The organism is Corynebacterium sp. HMSC073D01 (assembly GCF_001815555.1).
Taxonomy (GTDB): domain Bacteria; phylum Actinomycetota; class Actinomycetes; order Mycobacteriales; family Mycobacteriaceae; genus Corynebacterium; species Corynebacterium glucuronolyticum.
In genome coordinates, this window is record NZ_KV821065.1 from 1 (window position 1) to 17,664 (window position 17,664).

Annotated in this window: 18 protein-coding genes and 2 tRNA genes; 9 read left to right on the top strand and 11 right to left on the bottom strand. The window is 61.9% G+C overall.

Annotated elements, in window-relative coordinates; genetic code table 11:
• Positions 1–301 precede the first annotated feature (301 nt).
• The gene (locus tag HMPREF3044_RS08875) at positions 302–1,150 is read left to right on the top strand and encodes a hypothetical protein (RefSeq protein WP_246820984.1); all 849 of its coding nucleotides are present in this window, start codon (positions 302–304) and stop codon (positions 1,148–1,150) included.
• On the opposite strand, the gene HMPREF3044_RS08880 is transcribed toward HMPREF3044_RS08875, so the two are convergent.
• The gene (locus HMPREF3044_RS08880; protein WP_005389004.1) at positions 1,140–2,183 is read right to left on the bottom strand and encodes a LacI family DNA-binding transcriptional regulator; all 1,044 of its coding nucleotides are present in this window, start codon (positions 2,181–2,183) and stop codon (positions 1,140–1,142) included. The genes HMPREF3044_RS08875 and HMPREF3044_RS08880 overlap by 11 nt on opposite strands.
• 97 nt (positions 2,184–2,280) lie before the next feature.
• Between HMPREF3044_RS08880 and HMPREF3044_RS08885 the strand changes: the two genes are divergently transcribed.
• A complete protein-coding gene (locus HMPREF3044_RS08885) occupies positions 2,281–4,041 on the top strand; it encodes a hypothetical protein (protein ID WP_070741012.1) in 1,761 nt (586 codons plus the stop codon).
• A gap of 160 nt (positions 4,042–4,201) precedes the next feature.
• Here HMPREF3044_RS08885 and HMPREF3044_RS08890 read toward each other — a convergent pair.
• Positions 4,202–4,274 (bottom strand) — tRNA-Lys (locus HMPREF3044_RS08890).
• A gap of 85 nt (positions 4,275–4,359) precedes the next feature.
• Here HMPREF3044_RS08890 and HMPREF3044_RS08895 point away from each other — a divergent pair.
• On the top strand, positions 4,360–5,559 hold the full coding sequence (locus HMPREF3044_RS08895; RefSeq protein ID WP_070741014.1) for a L,D-transpeptidase: 1,200 nt from the start codon (positions 4,360–4,362) through the stop codon (positions 5,557–5,559).
• Here the strand turns inward: HMPREF3044_RS08895 and HMPREF3044_RS08900 are convergent.
• Both HMPREF3044_RS08900 and HMPREF3044_RS08905 read right to left on the bottom strand, forming a co-directional pair.
• Entirely contained in the window at positions 5,478–6,467 is a 990-nt protein-coding gene (locus tag HMPREF3044_RS08900) for an LLM class flavin-dependent oxidoreductase (RefSeq protein WP_005389007.1), read from the bottom strand. The genes HMPREF3044_RS08895 and HMPREF3044_RS08900 overlap by 82 nt on opposite strands.
• Positions 6,468–6,477: 10 nt before the next feature.
• Positions 6,478–7,128 (bottom strand): hypothetical protein, encoded by a 651-nt coding sequence (locus HMPREF3044_RS08905; protein ID WP_232621987.1) that lies wholly within the window; start codon positions 7,126–7,128, stop codon positions 6,478–6,480.
• A 66-nt stretch (positions 7,129–7,194) separates the two neighbouring features.
• Between HMPREF3044_RS08905 and HMPREF3044_RS08910 the strand changes: the two genes are divergently transcribed.
• Positions 7,195–7,821, top strand: a complete 627-nt coding sequence (locus HMPREF3044_RS08910; RefSeq protein WP_070741016.1) for a hypothetical protein — start codon at positions 7,195–7,197, stop codon at positions 7,819–7,821.
• A gap of 52 nt (positions 7,822–7,873) precedes the next feature.
• On the opposite strand, the gene HMPREF3044_RS08915 is transcribed toward HMPREF3044_RS08910, so the two are convergent.
• From HMPREF3044_RS08915 to cmrA, 3 genes are all read right to left on the bottom strand, one after another.
• Positions 7,874–7,946, bottom strand: a tRNA-His gene (locus HMPREF3044_RS08915).
• A gap of 54 nt (positions 7,947–8,000) precedes the next feature.
• Positions 8,001–8,612 carry an oligoribonuclease gene (orn, locus tag HMPREF3044_RS08920; protein ID WP_070741020.1) on the bottom strand — a complete coding sequence of 204 codons (612 nt, stop codon included), beginning with the start codon at positions 8,610–8,612 and terminating at the stop codon, positions 8,001–8,003.
• A gap of 13 nt (positions 8,613–8,625) precedes the next feature.
• A complete protein-coding gene (gene cmrA, locus HMPREF3044_RS08925; protein ID WP_070741024.1) occupies positions 8,626–9,426 on the bottom strand; it encodes a mycolate reductase in 801 nt (266 codons plus the stop codon).
• A gap of 38 nt (positions 9,427–9,464) precedes the next feature.
• Here cmrA and HMPREF3044_RS08930 point away from each other — a divergent pair, with 38 nt between their 5' ends.
• Entirely contained in the window at positions 9,465–10,589 is a 1,125-nt protein-coding gene (locus tag HMPREF3044_RS08930) for an N-acetylglucosamine-6-phosphate deacetylase (protein ID WP_070741027.1), read from the top strand.
• Here the strand turns inward: HMPREF3044_RS08930 and HMPREF3044_RS13250 are convergent.
• The 3 genes from HMPREF3044_RS13250 to nagB form a co-directional block, all read right to left on the bottom strand.
• Positions 10,586–10,912, bottom strand: a complete 327-nt coding sequence (locus HMPREF3044_RS13250; protein ID WP_210400545.1) for a hypothetical protein — start codon at positions 10,910–10,912, stop codon at positions 10,586–10,588. The two genes, HMPREF3044_RS08930 and HMPREF3044_RS13250, sit on opposite strands and share 4 nt — an antisense overlap.
• Positions 10,882–11,340, bottom strand: a complete 459-nt coding sequence (locus HMPREF3044_RS13255; protein WP_210400546.1) for a hypothetical protein — start codon at positions 11,338–11,340, stop codon at positions 10,882–10,884. Before HMPREF3044_RS13255 ends, HMPREF3044_RS13250 begins: the two co-directional genes overlap by 31 nt.
• A 309-nt stretch (positions 11,341–11,649) precedes the next feature.
• Complete coding sequence (gene nagB, locus HMPREF3044_RS08940; RefSeq protein WP_070741030.1) at positions 11,650–12,435, bottom strand: glucosamine-6-phosphate deaminase; 786 nt, start codon at positions 12,433–12,435, stop codon at positions 11,650–11,652.
• Between the two features lie 76 nt (positions 12,436–12,511).
• Between nagB and HMPREF3044_RS08945 the strand changes: the two genes are divergently transcribed.
• Together HMPREF3044_RS08945 and HMPREF3044_RS08950 are read left to right on the top strand one after the other, a co-directional pair.
• A complete protein-coding gene (locus HMPREF3044_RS08945) occupies positions 12,512–13,402 on the top strand; it encodes an ROK family protein (protein WP_246820986.1) in 891 nt (296 codons plus the stop codon).
• Positions 13,389–14,060, top strand: coding sequence for an N-acetylmannosamine-6-phosphate 2-epimerase (locus HMPREF3044_RS08950; RefSeq protein ID WP_005389035.1), 672 nt, complete (start codon positions 13,389–13,391; stop codon positions 14,058–14,060). The genes HMPREF3044_RS08945 and HMPREF3044_RS08950 overlap by 14 nt, the downstream gene beginning before the upstream one ends.
• Here the strand turns inward: HMPREF3044_RS08950 and HMPREF3044_RS08955 are convergent.
• Entirely contained in the window at positions 14,053–14,859 is an 807-nt protein-coding gene (locus tag HMPREF3044_RS08955; RefSeq protein WP_005394357.1) for a FadR/GntR family transcriptional regulator, read from the bottom strand. The two genes, HMPREF3044_RS08950 and HMPREF3044_RS08955, sit on opposite strands and share 8 nt — an antisense overlap.
• Before the next feature lie 216 nt (positions 14,860–15,075).
• Here HMPREF3044_RS08955 and HMPREF3044_RS08960 point away from each other — a divergent pair, with 216 nt between their 5' ends.
• Positions 15,076–16,650 carry an ABC transporter substrate-binding protein gene (locus tag HMPREF3044_RS08960; RefSeq protein WP_005389038.1) on the top strand — a complete coding sequence of 525 codons (1,575 nt, stop codon included), beginning with the start codon at positions 15,076–15,078 and terminating at the stop codon, positions 16,648–16,650.
• Between the two features lie 62 nt (positions 16,651–16,712).
• Positions 16,713–17,660 carry an ABC transporter permease gene (locus HMPREF3044_RS08965; protein WP_005389040.1) on the top strand — a complete coding sequence of 316 codons (948 nt, stop codon included), beginning with the start codon at positions 16,713–16,715 and terminating at the stop codon, positions 17,658–17,660.
• Positions 17,661–17,664 lie beyond the last annotated feature (4 nt).

Consider the following 17,664-nt stretch of genomic DNA (forward strand, 5'->3'; position numbering starts at 1 on the left):
CGCGTATGGCCGGGTCCCTTAACTGCGTAATTAGGTCGGTTTTGGGGGGAATTGTCGAGTTAGCGATCCCGAGCACGCGGGTTCCGTGTACCCAACCCCGCGCACCCAAACCCCGTGCACCCAAACCCCGCAGACCCAGCCAGCCGTGCCGAAAAACCACACCTTGCACAGCGGAACTCCCCGGAATGTGTTTAACTTTGGAAAAAGAGAAAACATCGGGAGGACCTGGGAGGGAATTGTGCATTATCAGGGGGTGCCGTTTTATGAGCAGGCAGAAAACAGTTGGGAGAAGAAAAGACGTATGGAGAAGCTTCGTCGCGATCTTACGGCGGAGTCGCTGTCGAAGAAGTTCCCGGGTTTGATCCTGGCGGGGAAGTCCGTGGCCGAGCGGTCCTCGGTGGCGCTTCTCACCCCACCTGCGGAGATAGAGTTTTTGCGGTGTCATGGTTCGAAAGGGCAGACACTTGGGGAGACCGTAGTGCATAGGTTGGGGGCTCCGGGGACGCGGGAGGTTCTCCAGAACGAGGAGCCTCCGTATTTGGAGTGCAGCCTAGCCACGGCGTTGCTGGATATTGCCCGGTGGCACGGTGTACAGGAAGCGGTAGTTGCGATGGATGATGCGCGACGGCGGAACCTGGTGAACTGGGATGAGGTTCTTCGTTTGCTAGGTGAGCAGGAGGGGCGTCTGCGCGGAACGAAGGCTGCGCGGATTGCGTGTTTTCTTTCCCATCCGGGCGCGGAGTCGGTGCGGGAGTCGTTGGTGCGGTTGGAGCTGTATGTGAATGATTTTCCTGCGCCGCTGGTTCAGCCGAAGGTGCTGGATGTAACGGGAAGGTTCATAGCGCGGCCGGATTTGTTGTTCCGTGATGAGTCTGTGGCTGTGGAGTATGACGGCCAGGGGGAATATAGGGGTTTGCATGGTGTGGCCCCGGCTGATGCGGCGCAGGATGATATGGAACGTCAGCATGAACTGGGGACGCTGGGCATCAATGCTTTTCGCCTGGATAAGAACGGTTTTAGGGATCCGGCATGGGTGGGTAATCTGCGCGCTGTCCTGAGGCGGAATGCGAAAAGGCCTTTTCCACTTGCGCAATTAAGGAATATAGAAAAGGCGTGGCCGATCCGCCCGGGGCCGAGGTTTAGGATATGACAGGCCCTGTCGATTCGCGGACGATGAGCCGGGTGGGCAGGCGACGGGGCTTGGATAGGGGAACGTTCATGCCCTCAATCAGGGCGATGAGGTTGGCAGCGGCGACGCGGCCGACGGTGCGCAGGGGGCCTGCCACTGTGGTGAGTGTGGGGGAGTTGACCACGGTCATTTCGGTGTTGTCGAAACCGATGACCTTGACGTCGTCAGGCACCTGGATGCCGTGTGCCTGGGCGCCTTTGATGAAGCCGATGGCGGCGAGGTCGTTGTAGCAGATGACGGCGTCGGAGGGGTTTTCCTTCCAAATCTCAAACGCACGTCGCCCGCCGGTGATTGTGGGCTGATCCATGCGCAGTTGCCGAACTTGGATGCGCGCTAGTTGCTCTGTTTGCTTGGCCGTTGGTTGGAGGCCACGTCCGTAGTCGCGGTCGGGAGCGTTGACAGCGTCGATGACTCCGCGCCAGCGCATGCCGTCGGCCCAGGCGCCTTCGGGGCCGGCGAGGTAGGTGACGGTGGTGCAGCCGTGGGCTTCGAGGTGGAGCATGGCTTTGAGGGCGCCGTCGTGGTTGTCTACGAGGACGCTGGGTACGCCCTGAACCGGGCGGTTGCAGACAACGGTGGGGATGCCGCGGGCAATTTTTTGGATGTCGGCGGCGGCGACGCGGGTGGAGGCGAGGAGGAGACCGTCGACAAACGGTGCGAGCTTGTCTACGGCAGTACGCCCACGGACGGTGGATTCGTTGGTGTTGACGGTGGCCACGAGCATTTGGTGCGTTGCTGCGGCGTGTTGTGCGCCGCGCGCCAGTTCTAAGAAGAAGGGATTGGCGATGTCCGCTACGACAAGCCCAAGGATCTCGGTTTTGCGGTTGGTTCCCGCACGAACCTCGAGGTCCTGGTGGTAGCCGAGTTCTACTGCGGCGCGTCGAATCTTCTCCGCGGTTTTGAAGCTCACGCGGTCTGGCCGGGAAAAAGCCCGGGAAACGGTGGAGGCTGCAACACCCGCGCGTTCAGCTACGTCGTAGATAGTTACGTCCATACCCCTACTTTAGGTCAAACCCCCTCCTGTTTACGTTTGTTTCTTTATCCCCTAACCTATTTAGTGGAAGAGAATGTATGGAGGTAATGAGGTAGGTATGGCTCACAAGAAGGCTTTGGCTGCGTTGACGGCAGCTGCACTAGCGGTGACGGGAGCCGTCGTGGTTCCTGCCCCGGCGCTGGCGGCGTACGCGAAGCAGGGCACGGACAAGCACGTGGAGGACGTCTTCTGGCTTGATTTGGCTGGTGTGACGGGTCCTGACGGGCGCATCATTCCGGGCAAGGAGGCAACAGTCCCTGGTCTCGAGGGGTACACCGTGAAGGTGAAGGTTGGTGACGAGCAGTCGCCAATCGCCACGGATAAGAAGGCCGCAGCTTTCGACATTGATGGTGTGTCTACCCTGGTAAGCGCCGATAAGGAGGCGACCCAGAAGATCACGGTCACCCTGACCAAGGACGGCAAGCCGGAGCCACTGACCCTTGTTGTTCCCGACCTGAACGGGCAGAAGGTGAAGGTCACCACCTCCGCTGAGGACTGGAAGGGGCTGGCTCTCGAGGTTGCTCCCGACCGTCTCGGGCACAAGGACTTTTCGACGATCACTCGTTCCGGTTCCACAGATGTTCCGCTGGTCCGGACGGATAATAAGGACAACTCCACAACCCTCACCCTTGAGCTTGGGGCAGGGGAGCAAAAAGCGATGGTCGGCATCCTGAAGAAGCGCCCGGCTCCCGCAGAGCCTTCCGCTACTCAGCCGACCCCAGATAAGGCAGCCGCTGCTGAGGATCTAGGAAATAGCATTATGGCATTTTCTACGGCGGTGGGTGAGATCGGCGCTCTCGCGGACCGTGCTGCAGCCCCGTCTACGGAAACCTCAGGCTCGGCACCTGCTCCTTCAGCCACCACTACCTCCGAAACAACGACGGCAAGCACCGAGTCCAACACCTCGAATACGGCCACCAGGGCGGCTGCACCCAAGGCTGATGCCGAGTCCAGCCCAGCTACCCCAACTACGGAGACGGCCACCGCGAACGTCACGAAGCCGAAGACCGACGAACCGGCCGCAGAGACGAAGCCTGGCGCAGACAACGAGTCTGCCACGAAGCCGAAGACCGACGAACCGGCCACTGAAGTTAAGCCAGGCACAGGCACCGAGTCTGATGGGAAACCACAGCCGAATGACCCGGTCATTCCGGAAGGAAACCCGAATAACCCGAAGCCTGATGGAGATTCTGGTTCCGCAGGTACCCAAGGTGATAGCGGTTCCGACGCTGAACCCGGCATGACCGTGCCGGATCCGCAAAAGCCTGGTGACCATAGTTCTAATGGTTCCTCCGGCTCAGTGGATACCGACGCGATCATTGGTTCCGTCATCGGCGTGCTCACCGTCGGCGGCCTTGGTGCCGGACTTCTTGGTGGCGCGGTGGACAAGGTCCTCTCGCCCGCATCGCCGTCGAAGGGTAAGAGCGATGCGGCGAACCAGAAGCCGCAGCAGCAGAAGAAGCCGAAGATCACTGTTAAGCAGCCTAATGGTGAATCGTTGACTCTGGCTCAGATGCGCAACCGCAACTCCAAGAGCGCGACGACGACGAAGGCCGCATCGCTTGGTGGTAAGCCGAAGGTGTCCACGAAGGCGAAGTCGAAGACATCGACGCGTATGGCGCAGCAGAAGAAGCCGCGCATCTCTGTGGGGAAGAAGAGCACCACGAAGAAGGCTGCCAGCTCGTCAAAGAAGAAGACGAGCAAGAAGAAGCTTGCTGATACGGGCGCACCGATCGGGCTGCCTGTGGGGCTTGCATCGCTGCTCATTATGAGTGGCATCGTGCTCCTCGGCGTACGTCAGCGTCGGGGCCAGATCTAAAGGCCAGATTAAGCAGCAACCCCCTTCCTCCTAACCCGGTTCTTTCCGACCTCTTCCTTTTAGCTCTTTCTCCTAGAAGGAGCTAAAAGGAGGGGTCGCCCGTATGCGGGCAAGGGGGTGTAAAGCAAAAACCCGGCTCGTGGAAGCCGGGTTTTATCTGTGCGCCATCAGGGACTCGAACCCCGAACCCACTGATTAAGAGTCAGTTGCTCTGCCAGTTGAGCTAATGGCGCATTGCCTTGCGACGAGATTTAAATATAATCTTTCGCCCGAGTATTGTAAAATCGTCTGGTCACGGCAACATTCGAAGGAGTATGAGTGAAGATTAGACGGTACGCGACAGTGCTGGTTGCTTGCGCTGGGGTTTTGGCAGCGAGTGCGTGCACTATTCCTACCGGAAGTCCAGACACAGATGTTGCGGTTCACGAGACCTTGCACATCCCACCGGCGTTCACCGTCGGTGATGGTGCGACTGTGCAACCAAACCAGGACATTGAGGTGCACACGTTCGGTGCGGAGCTGGTAGCGGCGAAGCTCGTCAACGACGCCGATGAGGTCGTCGCAGAGCTAGGGGGCGGCGGAAAGGTGAGCTCCGAAACGTCGAAAAGCTCCTGGAGAGTGACCGAACCGCTCGGTTACGGGCGGACCTATACCCTGACAGCCAGGGACTCCGAGGGGCAGACGGTGGAGTCGACGTTCACCATCGTGACACCCACCTACAAGGCCGAGGTGTACGTCTCCCCTGACGGCGCTGAAGTCGGCGTGGGGCAGACGGTGAACATCCAGTTCGATATCGCCATCGCCGATGAATACAAGGAGGAGGCGGAACGCACCGTCACGGTGACCGCCGACCCCCCGACGGAGGGTGCCTTCTACTGGGTGAACCAGTCGCAACTGCGCTGGCGTCCGAAGGAACACTGGCAGCCCGGCACGAAGGTGCACGTGGAGGCGAAGCCATTCGGGCACCAGCTGGGTAAATCGACGTGGGGTGGGGATAGTGCTCAGGCCGAGTTCACCATCGGCGACGAGGTCATCTCCTACGTGGACAACAACACCAAGATCATGACCGTGACCAAAAACGGCGAGACGATCAAGACGATGCCCGTGTCCATGGGGCGCGACGGTGGCCGTTGGTCCACTCCTCCCGGAACCTACATCATCGGTGACAAGAACCCCTCGATGATCATGGATTCGGAGACCTTCGGGCTCTCCCACGAGAAGGGTGGCTACCGCACGAAGGTGAATTACGCCACGCAGATGAGCTACTCGGGAATCTACGTGCATGCCGCGCCGTGGTCGGTGTGGGCGCAGGGAAACACCAACACGTCCCACGGCTGCATCAACGTCTCCACGGAAAACGCCAAGTGGTTCCAGGAGTTTGTGAAGCGTGGCGATCTCGTCGTGGTGACGAACACCACGGGAGAAACGCTCAGCCCCTATGACGGGTTGGGGGACTGGAACTTCGACTGGGCGACGATATCCAAGGATTCGAGCAGCGAGGACTCGTCGTCGTCCTGAATCGAGAGCATGAGCTCGTCGGCGCGGGAGAGTTTGGCAAACTCGTCTAGGTACGCCGACACTTCCTCCGGGTTGCCCACGGCGTTGTAGTGCAGCATCTGGGTGACCTGGTGGCCGGCGAAGCTGTTGACCAGCTGGTCGAGCTGCTCGGTGCTGAGATCCCGGCCACGCGCCACCATCGAGTGGACGCGGCGACGGTACACCTCCTGGAGTTTCTCCTTAGCCTCTTCGGTTGTGCGCGCGGCGGTGACGTTGACCGCAGCGATGACGTAGGGTTCGGGGTGCTGCTCACTGGGCTGGTACGTGCGCCGGTAGGTGTCCACGGCCTCCTCCAGGTGAGCGGGGGCGAAGTGGCTGGCGAAGGCGTACGGCAAGCCGAGCTGTGCAGCGAGCGTCGCGCCGAAGAGGGAGGACCCGAGGATAATGATCGGGACGTTCGTGCCGGCGCCGGGCATCGCGTGCACGCCGGACAGGAGGGGCTCGTCGGCAAAGTAGCCGCGCAGCTCCTGCACATCCTGGGGGAAGCGATCGGCGGCACCGGGGACGCGCCTGATAGCGCGTAGCGTCTGCTGGTCGGTGCCGGGGGCGCGACCGAGCCCCAGCTCAATTCGCCCGGGGAACATCTCGGAGAGGGTACCGAACTGCTCGGCCACGATGAGTGGCGCATGGTTCGGTAGCATCACACCGCCCGCGCCTAAGCTAATCGACGACGTGTGGGAACCCACGTACGCAATAAGCACGGCCGGCTGTGACGAGGCGATCGTCGTCATATTGTGGTGCTCGGCGTACCAGATGCGGTCGAAGCCCAGCTCCTCGGCGTGTTGGGCGAAACGCACGGAGCGCTCAAACGCGGCGCGCGGGCGCTCGCCCGGATAGATGGTGGCAAAGTCAATGAGCGAATACTTCATGCTCACTAGCCTACCTATCAACCCCCAGTATCACATGGTCTACCGGCTCGCCGACAATCGGTTCCCACAGGCTCGACTCGTCGCCCGAAGAGTAGAAGATGACACCCGCGTAGCGATCCCGGCGGAAGGATTCGAAGCTCGCCGCCTCCGCATCGTCCGGGGAGAGACTGAACTCGCGCAACTCCAACCCGCCCGTGCCCTCCTGGAGCACCTCGGCGAGGCTGCGGAACTCCACCCGGAACTCGTGCGGGGTGGCCAGCGTAAAGATGACATCCTCTGGGTTGACTGCGGTGGAGCTTTCCGGCAACGTGTACGCCGTCTGGTTGTACCAGCCTGCGGGGATCATCACCTTCCATACCGGGTCGGTTCCCTGGAAATGCGCGAAACACGTGGGACGATCTCGGTAACGCGCCAGCGCCTCCCGCTGTAGCCTGGGAAAGTCCGCGAGAGTCCCATGCCGTCCGGAGGCGTACATGCACGTCACCTCCGCGGGCTGAAACCTCCGCGAGATGCCCAAGTCCAGGAAGAAAACTTCCTCCATGCTGGGGATTTCAAGATCTTCCCCGTCGCGTGGGTCGAACCCCTCAGTGCAGTCATTTATTCCCGCGACACTGGTGGCGGGCGTCCTCACATACACGTATTGGGGGTCAACGGAAATCATGACATAAACCATAGACCATAGCCTGGGAAAAGTTACATTTTTGCGCTCCCAAGCGATGCTCTGGGTATGAGAAGAGTAGCACTCCTTACCGCGTTGGCCGTGGGACTCGCACCCGTGCCCGCCATCGCCGATGCACCTAACCCCATCACGGAGCTCCGGTTGGACATGTGCGAGAACAAAAACCCGCACTTCAACGGCGTTTTCTTGCGTGATGCCGTCCATGCTGCCGGCTTTAGTAGCTGTGCTGATTACGCCCGCGTTCGCAGCTCCGAGGAGCTGGATCGTCTTGCGTCTCACGCCCTAGACGGAAAGACCACCGCCGACACGACCACCGCCGGCACGACCACCCTTATCGCCCGTGGTGAGTCCTCCGCCACGGCTTTCGGCACAACGTGGTCGCTGGCGCAGCTGCCCGGGCTGGAGCACGCCAAGGGCTACTCCACAACGTCCACTTCGCAGTTGCATGACCTCTTGGATCCGGAGCTCACCACGTGGGGCATCGCCTCCGATGCGCGTGGCACAGCGGCCGTTGCCAAGGGCCAGGGCGCGACCCCGAAGGAGGAGTCCGAAACGCGCACGGTGCTCCTTTCTCTCCTGGGCGTTGCAGGTGCCCTGGGCACATTATTCTTCTTGGTGAAGGCAGTAATCGACTTCGTGGAGCAGAACCTGCACATCCAGATCCTGCCCCGGTAAGCGGAGCAACGAAAAATCCCCCGGCGCGAGGCCGGGGGATATTTTTCATCGGGGTGGATGACGGGGCTCGAACCCGCGACACCCAGGATCACAACCTGGTGCTCTACCAGCTGAACTACATCCACCATTACCGCCCATTGGGCAGCGAGGGATATAGTACCTCACACCCCGCTATAACATCAAAACGCCAGGTAAGCAGCGTAACGGGCGGTGGTCTCCTGGGCTGCCTTCTCCGTGTCACCGGGTTCGTCGCGCAGGAAACAACGGCGGTAGTAGTCGAGCTCCTTGATGGACTCCACAATATCGGCAAGCGCCCGGTGGGCGAGTCCCTTCTCCGGTTGGTGCGAGTAGATGGTGGGCATCCACTTGCGTGCCAGCACCTTGAGGGAGGAGACGTCGATCATCCGGTAGTGGAGGCGCTGATCCAGGTCCGGCATGTATTCGCGGATGAAGCTGCGATCGGTGGCAATGGAGTTGCCCGCAAGCGGCGGTTGTCCGTCGCAGTGCTCATCGATGTAGGCGATGATCTGTTTTTCCGCCTCCGCGCAGCTCAGGGGGGATTCCCGGATTTCGTCGATGAGCCCGTTCGAGGTGTGCATCTTGGTCACAACCTCGTCCATTTCCTTCAGCTCGTCCTCTGTTGCGTGGATGACGAGGTCCAGGCCGTCTCCGAGGATTGTCAGATCATTGTCGGTGATGTGTACCGCCGCCTCGACAATGACGTGGCGCTTGGGATCGAGGCCCGTCATCTCCAGGTCGATCCATACGATGCGATTGTCTTTGTTACTCATAACGCTTTCAACCTTAGGCCATCTTGGCGTAGAACCAGCCCATGACCGGGGACAGAAGGCCCCTCGGTGCGACGAGGCTGACGGCGTTCATGGCCTTGCTCAGCGGGCCGGGCACCACGCGGCGCTTGTTTTTCGCTAACGCCTCGAGGGATTCCCTCGCGCAGGACTCGTACGTCGTCCACAGGAAGTCGGGGACGACCTTGTCCACGATGGACTGCTCCTCCTCGGGGATCGTCGCCTCGCGCACGGGGCCGGGGGCCAGGAGCGTGCAGGCCACGCCGGTGCCCTTCAGCTCGTAGTGGAGGGATTCGGTGAAGGTGTTCACGCCCGCCTTGGTGAACACGTAGGTGGCGTTGTTCGGGATCGGCATGTTCCCAGCCGCGGATCCCACATTGAGGATCGCGCCCTCGCCACGCCCGAGCATTCCCGGCAGGACCGCACGCGTCAGCTCGAACACGGCCGTGGCGTTGAGCTCGAACTGCTTGGTCTCGTAGCCCCAGTCCTGGTCCATGAAATTGCCAAAGGAGGCGATGCCGGCGGAGTTAATGATGATGTTGATCTCACGCTCGCGGATCTCGCTGATGAGCTCCGCGCGCTGCGCTTCGTCCGCCAGATCGACAGCCCGCACCTCGCACTCGGTGGGCAGCTCACGGGCTAATTCTTCCAGTACTTCCTCTCTCCGTGCGACGAGGATCAGGTTGTGGCCGCGCTGGGCGAGCTCGCGCGCGATAGCGCGGCCAATGCCTTGGCTGGCGCCCGTGACCAGGGCGCGGGCGGTGGGGCTGGGGGAGGGGAGAGCTGTGTGCGTTGTCATGGTTCCAGCTTACAGTGGCGCGTTGTACTCTAGGACGTATGACAACCTCAGCTTTTCACGCCGCGACCATCGTCGATGGAACCATCGGCGGGACCCACACAGATGCCTACCTGGTGGTGCGCGATGCCACCGTCGTCGGCATCGCCAACGAGGCACCGCAGGGCAGCGAGATCACCGAGTGCGGGGATGCCGTCATCACCCCGGGCTATATCGATATCCACTGCCACGGCGCCAACGCCACCTCCTACGACGTGGGTGCCTCTGAGTTTGCCGCAGTGAAGGAGGGGCACCTCTCCCACGGCACCACCCGCGGCGTGATGAGCTTCGTCACCGCCTCCGTGCCCCGCCTGGTTGAGCTCCTCCATGGTGCACGCGAGATCACCGACCCGTGGCTCCTCGGTGTTCACCCGGAGGGCCCATTCCTCGCCGAGTCCCGCAAGGGGGCCCACGATGCCGCGCTGCTCATCGATCCGGAACCCGCCGTGGTCTCCACGCTTCTCGACGCCGCAGACGGCCTGATTCGCCAAATCACCATTGCCCCCGAGCGCGCCCACGGGCTCGACGCCATCGCCACCTTCGCCGAGAACGGTGCCGTCCCCGCCGTCGGCCACACCGAATGCGACTATGACACCGCCCGCGAGGCCTTCGACCGCGGCGCCCGCATCCTCACGCACGCCTTCAACGCGATGCCGTCGATCCATCACCGCGCGCCGGGGCCTGTCATTGCGGCGCTGCGTGACCCGCGGGTGTGGATCGAGGTCATCAACGACGGTGTCCACGTCCATCCCGCCGTCGTGCGCAGCCTCTTCGAGGAGGCCGCCGAGCGAATGGTCCTCGTCACCGATGCGATGGCCGCCACGAATTCCCCCGACGGTCACTACCTCCTCGGTGAGCTCGACGTCGAGGTGAAAGACTCCATTGCCCGGCTTGTCGACGGCGGAAACATCGCCGGTTCTACCCTCACCATGGATCGCGCCGTCGCCCGCGCCATCACCGAGGTCGGGGTCCCCCCGGATGTCGCCGTCGCTGCCGCCACCTCCCACCCGGCAGCCGCCATCAACCTCGAGGATTCCTACGGCCGCCTGGAAGCAGGCTTCCCTGCCGACTTCCTCGTCCTCGACCCGGAGACCTACCTCCCCACGCAGATTCACACGAGCTTCTAGGCGCTGCGCCACTGGCTGGCTGGGAACGCGCCCCGCAGGTGCCACACCCTGGCCAGCTCGGTCAACCAGATCCTCGACACAAACGACTCATTCGTCACTCGGAGGGGGATAACCCCCTCCGAGATGAGCCTGCGTTCTCGATCGCGTTCCTTATTGATCGCTCGATACGGATCACCCCCGTAGATTCCCCTGGTCTTGTCCCTGCCGTCGTACTCGATGGCGATCGATCGCTCCGGGTAAAAGAAGTCAACCCTGCCGATAAAGCCCCATGTACGTCTACTATTTCCACCTGTTACTTGGGCGGTCGGAATCCGTTTTCCCACAGCGTCACTCTCACATCGCTTTCCCGTGGACTCTCTGCACGGCCGTTGATCAGTTTCAGCGCGTGGCGTGCCTTTTCTGCCCCGCTTCTGTGCCCCGGCAGTCGCATGCAGCGCCCAATATCCGCCTGTGTGGCCCGCCCTTCTCGCACCACCTCGTCGCCCACGCGGATAGCTTCCCCGGCGCTGTGCCAGCGCGCGTTGTCTACCACCGTCATGGCCGGGGAGGTGATCCTCACCTCGTGCCCAAAGATAGTGGCGACAACAACGTCATCTGGTGGCAGCCTGCGCAGGACGAGCCCGTCTCGCCTGCCGTGCCCCATGATCTCGACCGGGCAGTTCCCGTTGAACAGGACGGGGAGTTTCAGCAGGCAGCCCGCCGAGCGGCGGGCAAGAGTTCGTCCTTCGATTCCGCAGGCCAGGCTCCTCAACCAAAACCTCGTGCGGAACGGATGATCCGAATAATCGGTCGTGGGCTAGTACACGCCCCTGGCCAGCTTCGTGAGCACCCGTTCCCTGTGGAGCTTGTAAATGGACTTCTTCTGGTGAGTGGTCAGCGACTGCACACAAATGAGATTTTCCCCCGGTTGCATGCCCCGAATTATGGCATGGGCATGACAAGCGCGCCAGCGCACCTCCAATACTCGGCCGAGTGTACGATACGCACGTGCATCGCCCCAGGTGGGCGCGAGCGGCAAAACAAATTCGGCCGAGTTTTGGAGATCTCCCCGCCTAGCCTCCTATACCCGCTGCCACTCGGGCTTGTTCTCGTAGGCGAAGCGGTAGTACGAGGCGTACGTCAGAAGGGATGCGGCCTCCTCGTCGATGATGACGGTGGCCGTGGGGTGCAGCTGGAGCGCCGAGCCGGTGCACACCGCAGACACGGGCCCTTCCACCACGCCCTTGATAGCCTCGGCTTTGCCCTTTCCGCTTGCTAAAAGCACCAGGTGGCGAGCCTCCAGGATGGTGCCCACGCCCTGGGTGACGCAGTGGTGTGGGACCTGGTCGATGTCATCGTCAAAGAAGCGGGCGTTATCCTTTCGGGTCTGCTCCATGAGGGATTTCAGCCGCGTCCGCGATGCCAATGATGATCCGGGCTCGTTGAAGGCGATGTGGCCGTCGGTGCCCACACCGAGGATCTGCAGGTCGATTCCGCCGGCCGTGTGGATGGCTTCCTCATAGGCCGCGCACGCTGCCTCCATATCCTCAGCGGCGCCGTCGGGGCCGAAAACACTGGTGGAGGGGATATCAGTGGGTTCAACAAAGTGCCGTTCGATGAACGTGCGGTAGCGCTCAGGGTGGTCCGCAGGGAGTCCGACATACTCGTCCAGCATGAAGGCGCGCGCCCGGGAAAGGGATAGCTTGCCTGCGGCAACACGTTTCCCAAGCTCCTCATAGAGTCCGAGCGGGCTGGAGCCGGTGGCCACGCCGAGAACGGCAGCGGGCTTTGTGGAGATCAGACTTTCGACGTAGTCGGCGGCGATGGGTCCGATGTGGTCTGGGTGTGAGCAAATAACGACTTCCATGTTCCGTCCTTGTGGTAGGAATCTGATACTCTTATGATGTCTGATGTTAGCTGTTTTTACAAGTAAAAGGAACAAAATGGCAACAGTAATTGGGCTGGACATCGGCGGCACGAAGATCGCGGCCGCCAGGGTGACCGACGGCGTAGCCGAGAACATCATCACCACCCCGACCCCCGCCACACAGGGGCCGGAGAAAATCTTCGATGCCGCAGCAGGCCTTGCTGCCCAGCTGGGTCACGGCCCCATCGGGGTCTCCTCCGCCGGTCTCATCGATCCGTTTAAAGGGACGGTGCAGTTCGCTACAAGCCAGCTCACCGGCTGGAAGGGGACAGACGTCGCCGGGGGGCTTTCGGCCCGGCTCGGGGCTGAGGTCTCCGTGCTTAACGACGTCCAGGCGCACGCCCTTGGCGAATACCTCCACGGAGTGGGGCGAGGGCACGAGTCCATGCTGCTCGTCGCGCCGGGCACCGGTATCGGCGGTGGCGTGATCCTCAACGGGCGGCTCCTGCTCGGTGCTCACTTCGCGGCAGGCCACGTCGGCCACGTTGATTCCCACGGCGCCGAAGGCGTCGCCTGCACGTGCGGGAGGGATGGCCACGCGGAGGCGATAGCAAGCGGTTTCGGCATCGAGCGGGCCTACGAGGAACGGGTGGGGACGCACCTTACCGGAAGGGATATCTCGCAGGAGGATAGCGCCGTAGCGCGGGAGATTCTCGCCACTGCTGGGCGCACCTTCGGGCGACTCATCGGCGGGCTCGTCAACGTCTTCGATCCGGGGCTCGTGGTCACGGCGGGATCTGTCATGAAGGCGGGGAAGGTCTGGGAACAGGCGTTTAGGGAGGGCTTCGACGCGTCGTGCATGGAGCTGTTGCAGGACACGCCCATTGTCAGTGGAACGTTGGAAAACGCGGCACTCGTCGGAGCTGCCGCGTGGGTTAGCGAAAGGAAAAATTATGAAGTTCAGTGATCTGCAGGGCAAGCTCGTCGTCTCCTGCCAGGCGTACCCAGGGGAGCCGATGCGGCACCCGGACACGATGGCGCAGGTGGCGGAGGCTGTGGTTGAGGGAGGAGCCGCAGGCGTTCGTCTGCAAGGACTGGAGGACATTAAGGAGGCGCGCACGCGAGTCGACGTCCCCATCATCGGTCTGGTGAAAGAGGGCTACGAGGGCGTGTACATCACCCCCACGCTGGAGCTGTGTATCGCCGTCGCCGATGCCGGCGCGGACGTGGTCGCGCTCGACGCGACGACGCGGCCCCGCCCCGATGGCCTCACCTTCCCGGAGACCGTGCGCAAGCTGCGTGAGGCGCGTCCAGACGTGCTCATCATGGCCGATTGCGACTGCATGGAATCCGCACGTCAGGCGGTGGACGCAGGCGTCGATGTCATTTCCACTACCCTGGCGGGCTACACGGAGGCGCGGCCGAAGACGGAGGGGCCGGACCTCGAGCTGCTGCGTGAGATGCACGACACCTACCCCGACGTTCCGCTTATCTGTGAGGGCCGGATCCACTCGGGCGCGGATGCGAAAGCGGCGCTCGACGCCGGTGCGGACACCATCGTGGTGGGCACCGCGATCACTCACCCGACCTCGATTACGTCCTGGTTCGTGGAGGCGATTAGCTAATCTCTAGCCCACGCGCCTTGTTGCGTGCCTCGTCGAGGTTGCGCAGCAGGGGCGCGTAATGGGAGAACACAGCTTCCTTGTACTTCTCCAGGTTCCCCTCCTCGGCGGCGGCGAGGATATCGCCGTGGGCGGAGGCGGTGAGGAGGATGTCCTTCGCCGTGGCGACTTGCAGCATCGGCTGGATGGCCGTGTGCACGTCCCAGAATGCTTCGGTGAGCTGGCGGAACAGCTGGTTATCGAGGGGGCTCAACAGTTTGGTGTGGAAGTACTTGTCCTCTTCGGGGAAGGAGTCTCCGCGGGCGGCGATTTCCTCCATCTTCTCTACCACCTTGTGGAGGGCAGCCGAGCGCTTGCCTTTCCAGGCGCGAACGACGGCGGGGGCAAAGGCAAGGTCGAGGGCCTGGCGCACCTCGACAATTTCGATGAGGACGCGGTAGTCGGATCCCGGGTTCAGGAGGCCGCGGAAGACGAGGAGTTCCACCATGGGTTCCATGGAGGCGTTGGCGACAAAGGTGCCGTAGCCGTGCCGGACCTCGACGATGTCCAGCGCCGTGAGGTTGGAGATCGCCTCGCGCACGCTCGAGCGGGATACCCCCAGGTCCTCACAGATGGAGGCCTCGGTGGGGAGCGGATCGCCGGGCTGCAGGTTGTTCTGCAAGATGTAGTCCTTGATGGCGGCCATGGTCTCATAGCTCCGCCCGTGCTTGCGCGTGGGGGAGTGCGTGAGCTTTCTGTCTGCCCCGCCTGTCATGGGACGGAGGGAGGGTCTGTCCTTCGGTGACTTGGACGTTTTCGCCATGGTTTTCTCCTGTCTCAAAAAAGTGCCTACATCATACTATAGGCCATGTCCTTATCTGATGTCGGGCAATGGGGTGAACTTGGTCATATGCGGGTGTGACGAACGAACTACCCCCGAACTCTAGAAACTTCTTGTGTTTAGATGTCTGACATCTTATGCTGGGTATAACCATCCGAACAGACCGGACAGATTCCGGCCTGATACAGAGAGGTCACTATGAAGAATCTCAAGAAGGGTGTCGTGGCAGTCGTTGCCTCACTGGCCCTTACGCTGACCGCCTGTGGCGGTTCCTCTGAAACTTCCTCATCTGCCGCCGGCGGGGACACCGCCACATCTGCCCAGGGTGGAGAAATTAACCTGGGCGTGGCGTACGAGACCACCAACTATGACCCGTCGAGCACCTCCTCGGCGCTGGCTATGGGCACCAACTGGCACGTGGTGGAGGGCCTGTACGAGCTCAACATGAGCGACTACAGCACCCGCAACGCGCTGGCCAAGGATGCCCCTGTCAAGATCAGCGACACCGAGTACGAGGTCACCCTGCGTGACGGCGCGAAGTTCTCCGACGGCACGCCCGTCACCTCCGCTGATGTTGTGGAGTCCTTCAAGCGCGCTGCCGCAGAGGGCAACATTTACGCCTCCTTCCTGGACTTCATCGATTCCGTGGAGGCCAAGGACGATACTACGGTGACGATTAAGCTGAAGACCCCCTTCTCGCTCGTCGAAAAGCGTCTGGCCACGGTGAAGATCATCCCAGCAGCCTCCACCAAGGACGAGATGACGTCGATGCCGATCGGCTCCGGCCCGTGGAAGTACGAGTCCATCACGGATTCCAAGATCACCGCCGTGCCCAACGAGCACTACAACGGTGACGAGAAGTACGCGGCCAAGGCGGACAAGATGGTCTGGGACGTGATCAAGGACGACACCGCCCGCACCACCGCCGCCCAGTCCGGCACCATCGACATCATGGAGGCCGTCCCCGCGGACAATGCCCAGATGCTCGAGGCAGCGGGCATGAAGGTGGACGAGGTCGACGGCTTTAACCTTCCGTTCCTCCTCTTCAACACATCCAAGGCTCCGTTCGATAACGCCAAGGTCCGCCAGGCCTTCCTCTACGCCGTGGACACCGACAAGCTCATCCAGAACAATATGAGCGGCAAGGCCAAGGCGGCCACGAGCTTCCTGCCGGAGAGCCATCCGAACTACCACAAGGCAGCCAACCAGTTCACCCACGACCCAGAGAAGGCCAAGGCGCTCCTCGAGGAAGCGGGTGTGAAGGACCTGTCCGTCACCCTGCTCACCACCGACCACCCGTGGATCTCTGATCTCGCACCGCAGATCAAGTCCGATCTCGAGGCCGTGGGCATTGCCACCTCCATCCAGTCCGAGGCATCCGCGTCCCTGTACGCCAACAACCTCGACGTGGAGAACCCGACCTTCGACCTGGCGCTGGCGCCCGGCGATCCGTCCGTGTTCGGCAATGACCCGGCACTGCTCATCAACTGGTGGTACGGCGACAACGTCTGGACCAAGCAGCGCACCTTCTGGCAGAAGTCCGACCCGGCAAAGTTCGCCGAGCTGAAGGCACTCATGGATGAGTCCACCCAGCTTGAGGGCGAGGCCCAGCAGGCCAAGTGGAACGACGCAATGGATCTCATCTCTGAAGAGGTTCCGCTGTACCCGCTGTTCCACCGCACCATGATCACCGGTTACAACGCAGACAAGTTGAACGGCTTCGCGCCGATCGGCACCACGGGCCTGTGGGCCCTGGGTGTTTCCACCAAGTAGTAACCACGAAGCGCCGCTTGTGACAGAAACGGGCGGCGCTTTTTGTGTAAAGGAGAACACAGGTGAACACACTTATCCGCCTCATCGGGAGGCGACTTGTGGCCCTGCCGCTCATGATCCTGGGCGTCACCTTCCTCGTCTTCGTGCTCATGAGTCTCTCGCCGATCGACCCGGCGTACTCGGCACTGGGGGAGAACGCGACGCCGGCGGCGTTAGAGGCCTACCGTGAAAACCACGGGCTCAATGATCCGTGGATCGTCCAATTCGGCAGCTACGTGGCTGGCCTCTTGCAGGGTGACCTCGGCACCTACGGTGTCGGCGAGGATTCCGTTTCCGCCAAGGTCTTCACCGCCCTCCCCATTACGATGCAACTGACCTTCATCGGCCTGTTCATCGCTATCATCTTTTCCTTCCCGCTCGGTGTCCTGGCCGCCCTCTACCGCGACCGCTGGCCCGACCAGGTGATCCGCATCGTCTCGATTGCCTGCCTGGCTACCCCGAGCTTCTGGCTCGCCATCCTGCTCATCCTCGTATTCATGGGCAAGCTGCCGGTCGCCGGCGCATTGCCCGCGTTCGGCGATGACCCGGCTGGCTGGTTCCAACGCATGCTCCTGCCCTCGTTTGCCCTGGCTGTGCCCGTCATCGGCCAGATGACCCGCATCGTGCGCACCTCGATGGTGGAGGAGCTGGATAACGACTACGTCCGTACGGCGCTCGGCGCCGGCATCCCCAAGCACATCGTTGTCAGCCGAAACGTGCTGCGCAACGCGCTGATCACCCCGGTGACGGTGCTGGGTCTGCGCGTCGGCTACCTCATGGGTGGCGCCGTCGTCATCGAGATCATCTTCAACCTGCCGGGCATGGGCCGCGTGCTCATCGACGGCATCACGCAGAACTGGGTCACCGTGGTCCAGGGAGCAACCCTTGTGGTCGCCATCGCGTTCATCATCGTGAACATCGTGGTCGACCTGCTCTACATCCTCATCAACCCGAGGATCAGGACGGTGTAGTGAA

Bases quoted from the DNA above. Each gene is read 5' to 3' on its own strand.
- HMPREF3044_RS08875 (WP_246820984.1), top strand. From the start codon at position 302: ATGGAGAAGCTTCGTCGCGATCTTACGGCGGAGTCGCTGTCGAAGAAG.
- HMPREF3044_RS08880 (WP_005389004.1), bottom strand. From the start codon at position 2,183: ATGGACGTAACTATCTACGACGTAGCTGAACGCGCGGGTGTTGCAGCC.
- HMPREF3044_RS08885 (WP_070741012.1), top strand. From the start codon at position 2,281: ATGGCTCACAAGAAGGCTTTGGCTGCGTTGACGGCAGCTGCACTAGCG.
- HMPREF3044_RS08900 (WP_005389007.1), bottom strand. From the start codon at position 6,467: ATGAAGTATTCGCTCATTGACTTTGCCACCATCTATCCGGGCGAGCGC.
- HMPREF3044_RS08905 (WP_232621987.1), bottom strand. From the start codon at position 7,128: ATGATTTCCGTTGACCCCCAATACGTGTATGTGAGGACGCCCGCCACC.
- HMPREF3044_RS08910 (WP_070741016.1), top strand. From the start codon at position 7,195: ATGAGAAGAGTAGCACTCCTTACCGCGTTGGCCGTGGGACTCGCACCC.
- orn (WP_070741020.1), bottom strand. From the start codon at position 8,612: ATGAGTAACAAAGACAATCGCATCGTATGGATCGACCTGGAGATGACG.
- cmrA (WP_070741024.1), bottom strand. From the start codon at position 9,426: ATGACAACGCACACAGCTCTCCCCTCCCCCAGCCCCACCGCCCGCGCC.
- HMPREF3044_RS08930 (WP_070741027.1), top strand. From the start codon at position 9,465: ATGACAACCTCAGCTTTTCACGCCGCGACCATCGTCGATGGAACCATC.
- nagB (WP_070741030.1), bottom strand. From the start codon at position 12,435: ATGGAAGTCGTTATTTGCTCACACCCAGACCACATCGGACCCATCGCC.
- HMPREF3044_RS08945 (WP_246820986.1), top strand. From the start codon at position 12,512: ATGGCAACAGTAATTGGGCTGGACATCGGCGGCACGAAGATCGCGGCC.
- HMPREF3044_RS08950 (WP_005389035.1), top strand. From the start codon at position 13,389: ATGAAGTTCAGTGATCTGCAGGGCAAGCTCGTCGTCTCCTGCCAGGCG.
- HMPREF3044_RS08955 (WP_005394357.1), bottom strand. From the start codon at position 14,859: ATGGCGAAAACGTCCAAGTCACCGAAGGACAGACCCTCCCTCCGTCCC.
- HMPREF3044_RS08960 (WP_005389038.1), top strand. From the start codon at position 15,076: ATGAAGAATCTCAAGAAGGGTGTCGTGGCAGTCGTTGCCTCACTGGCC.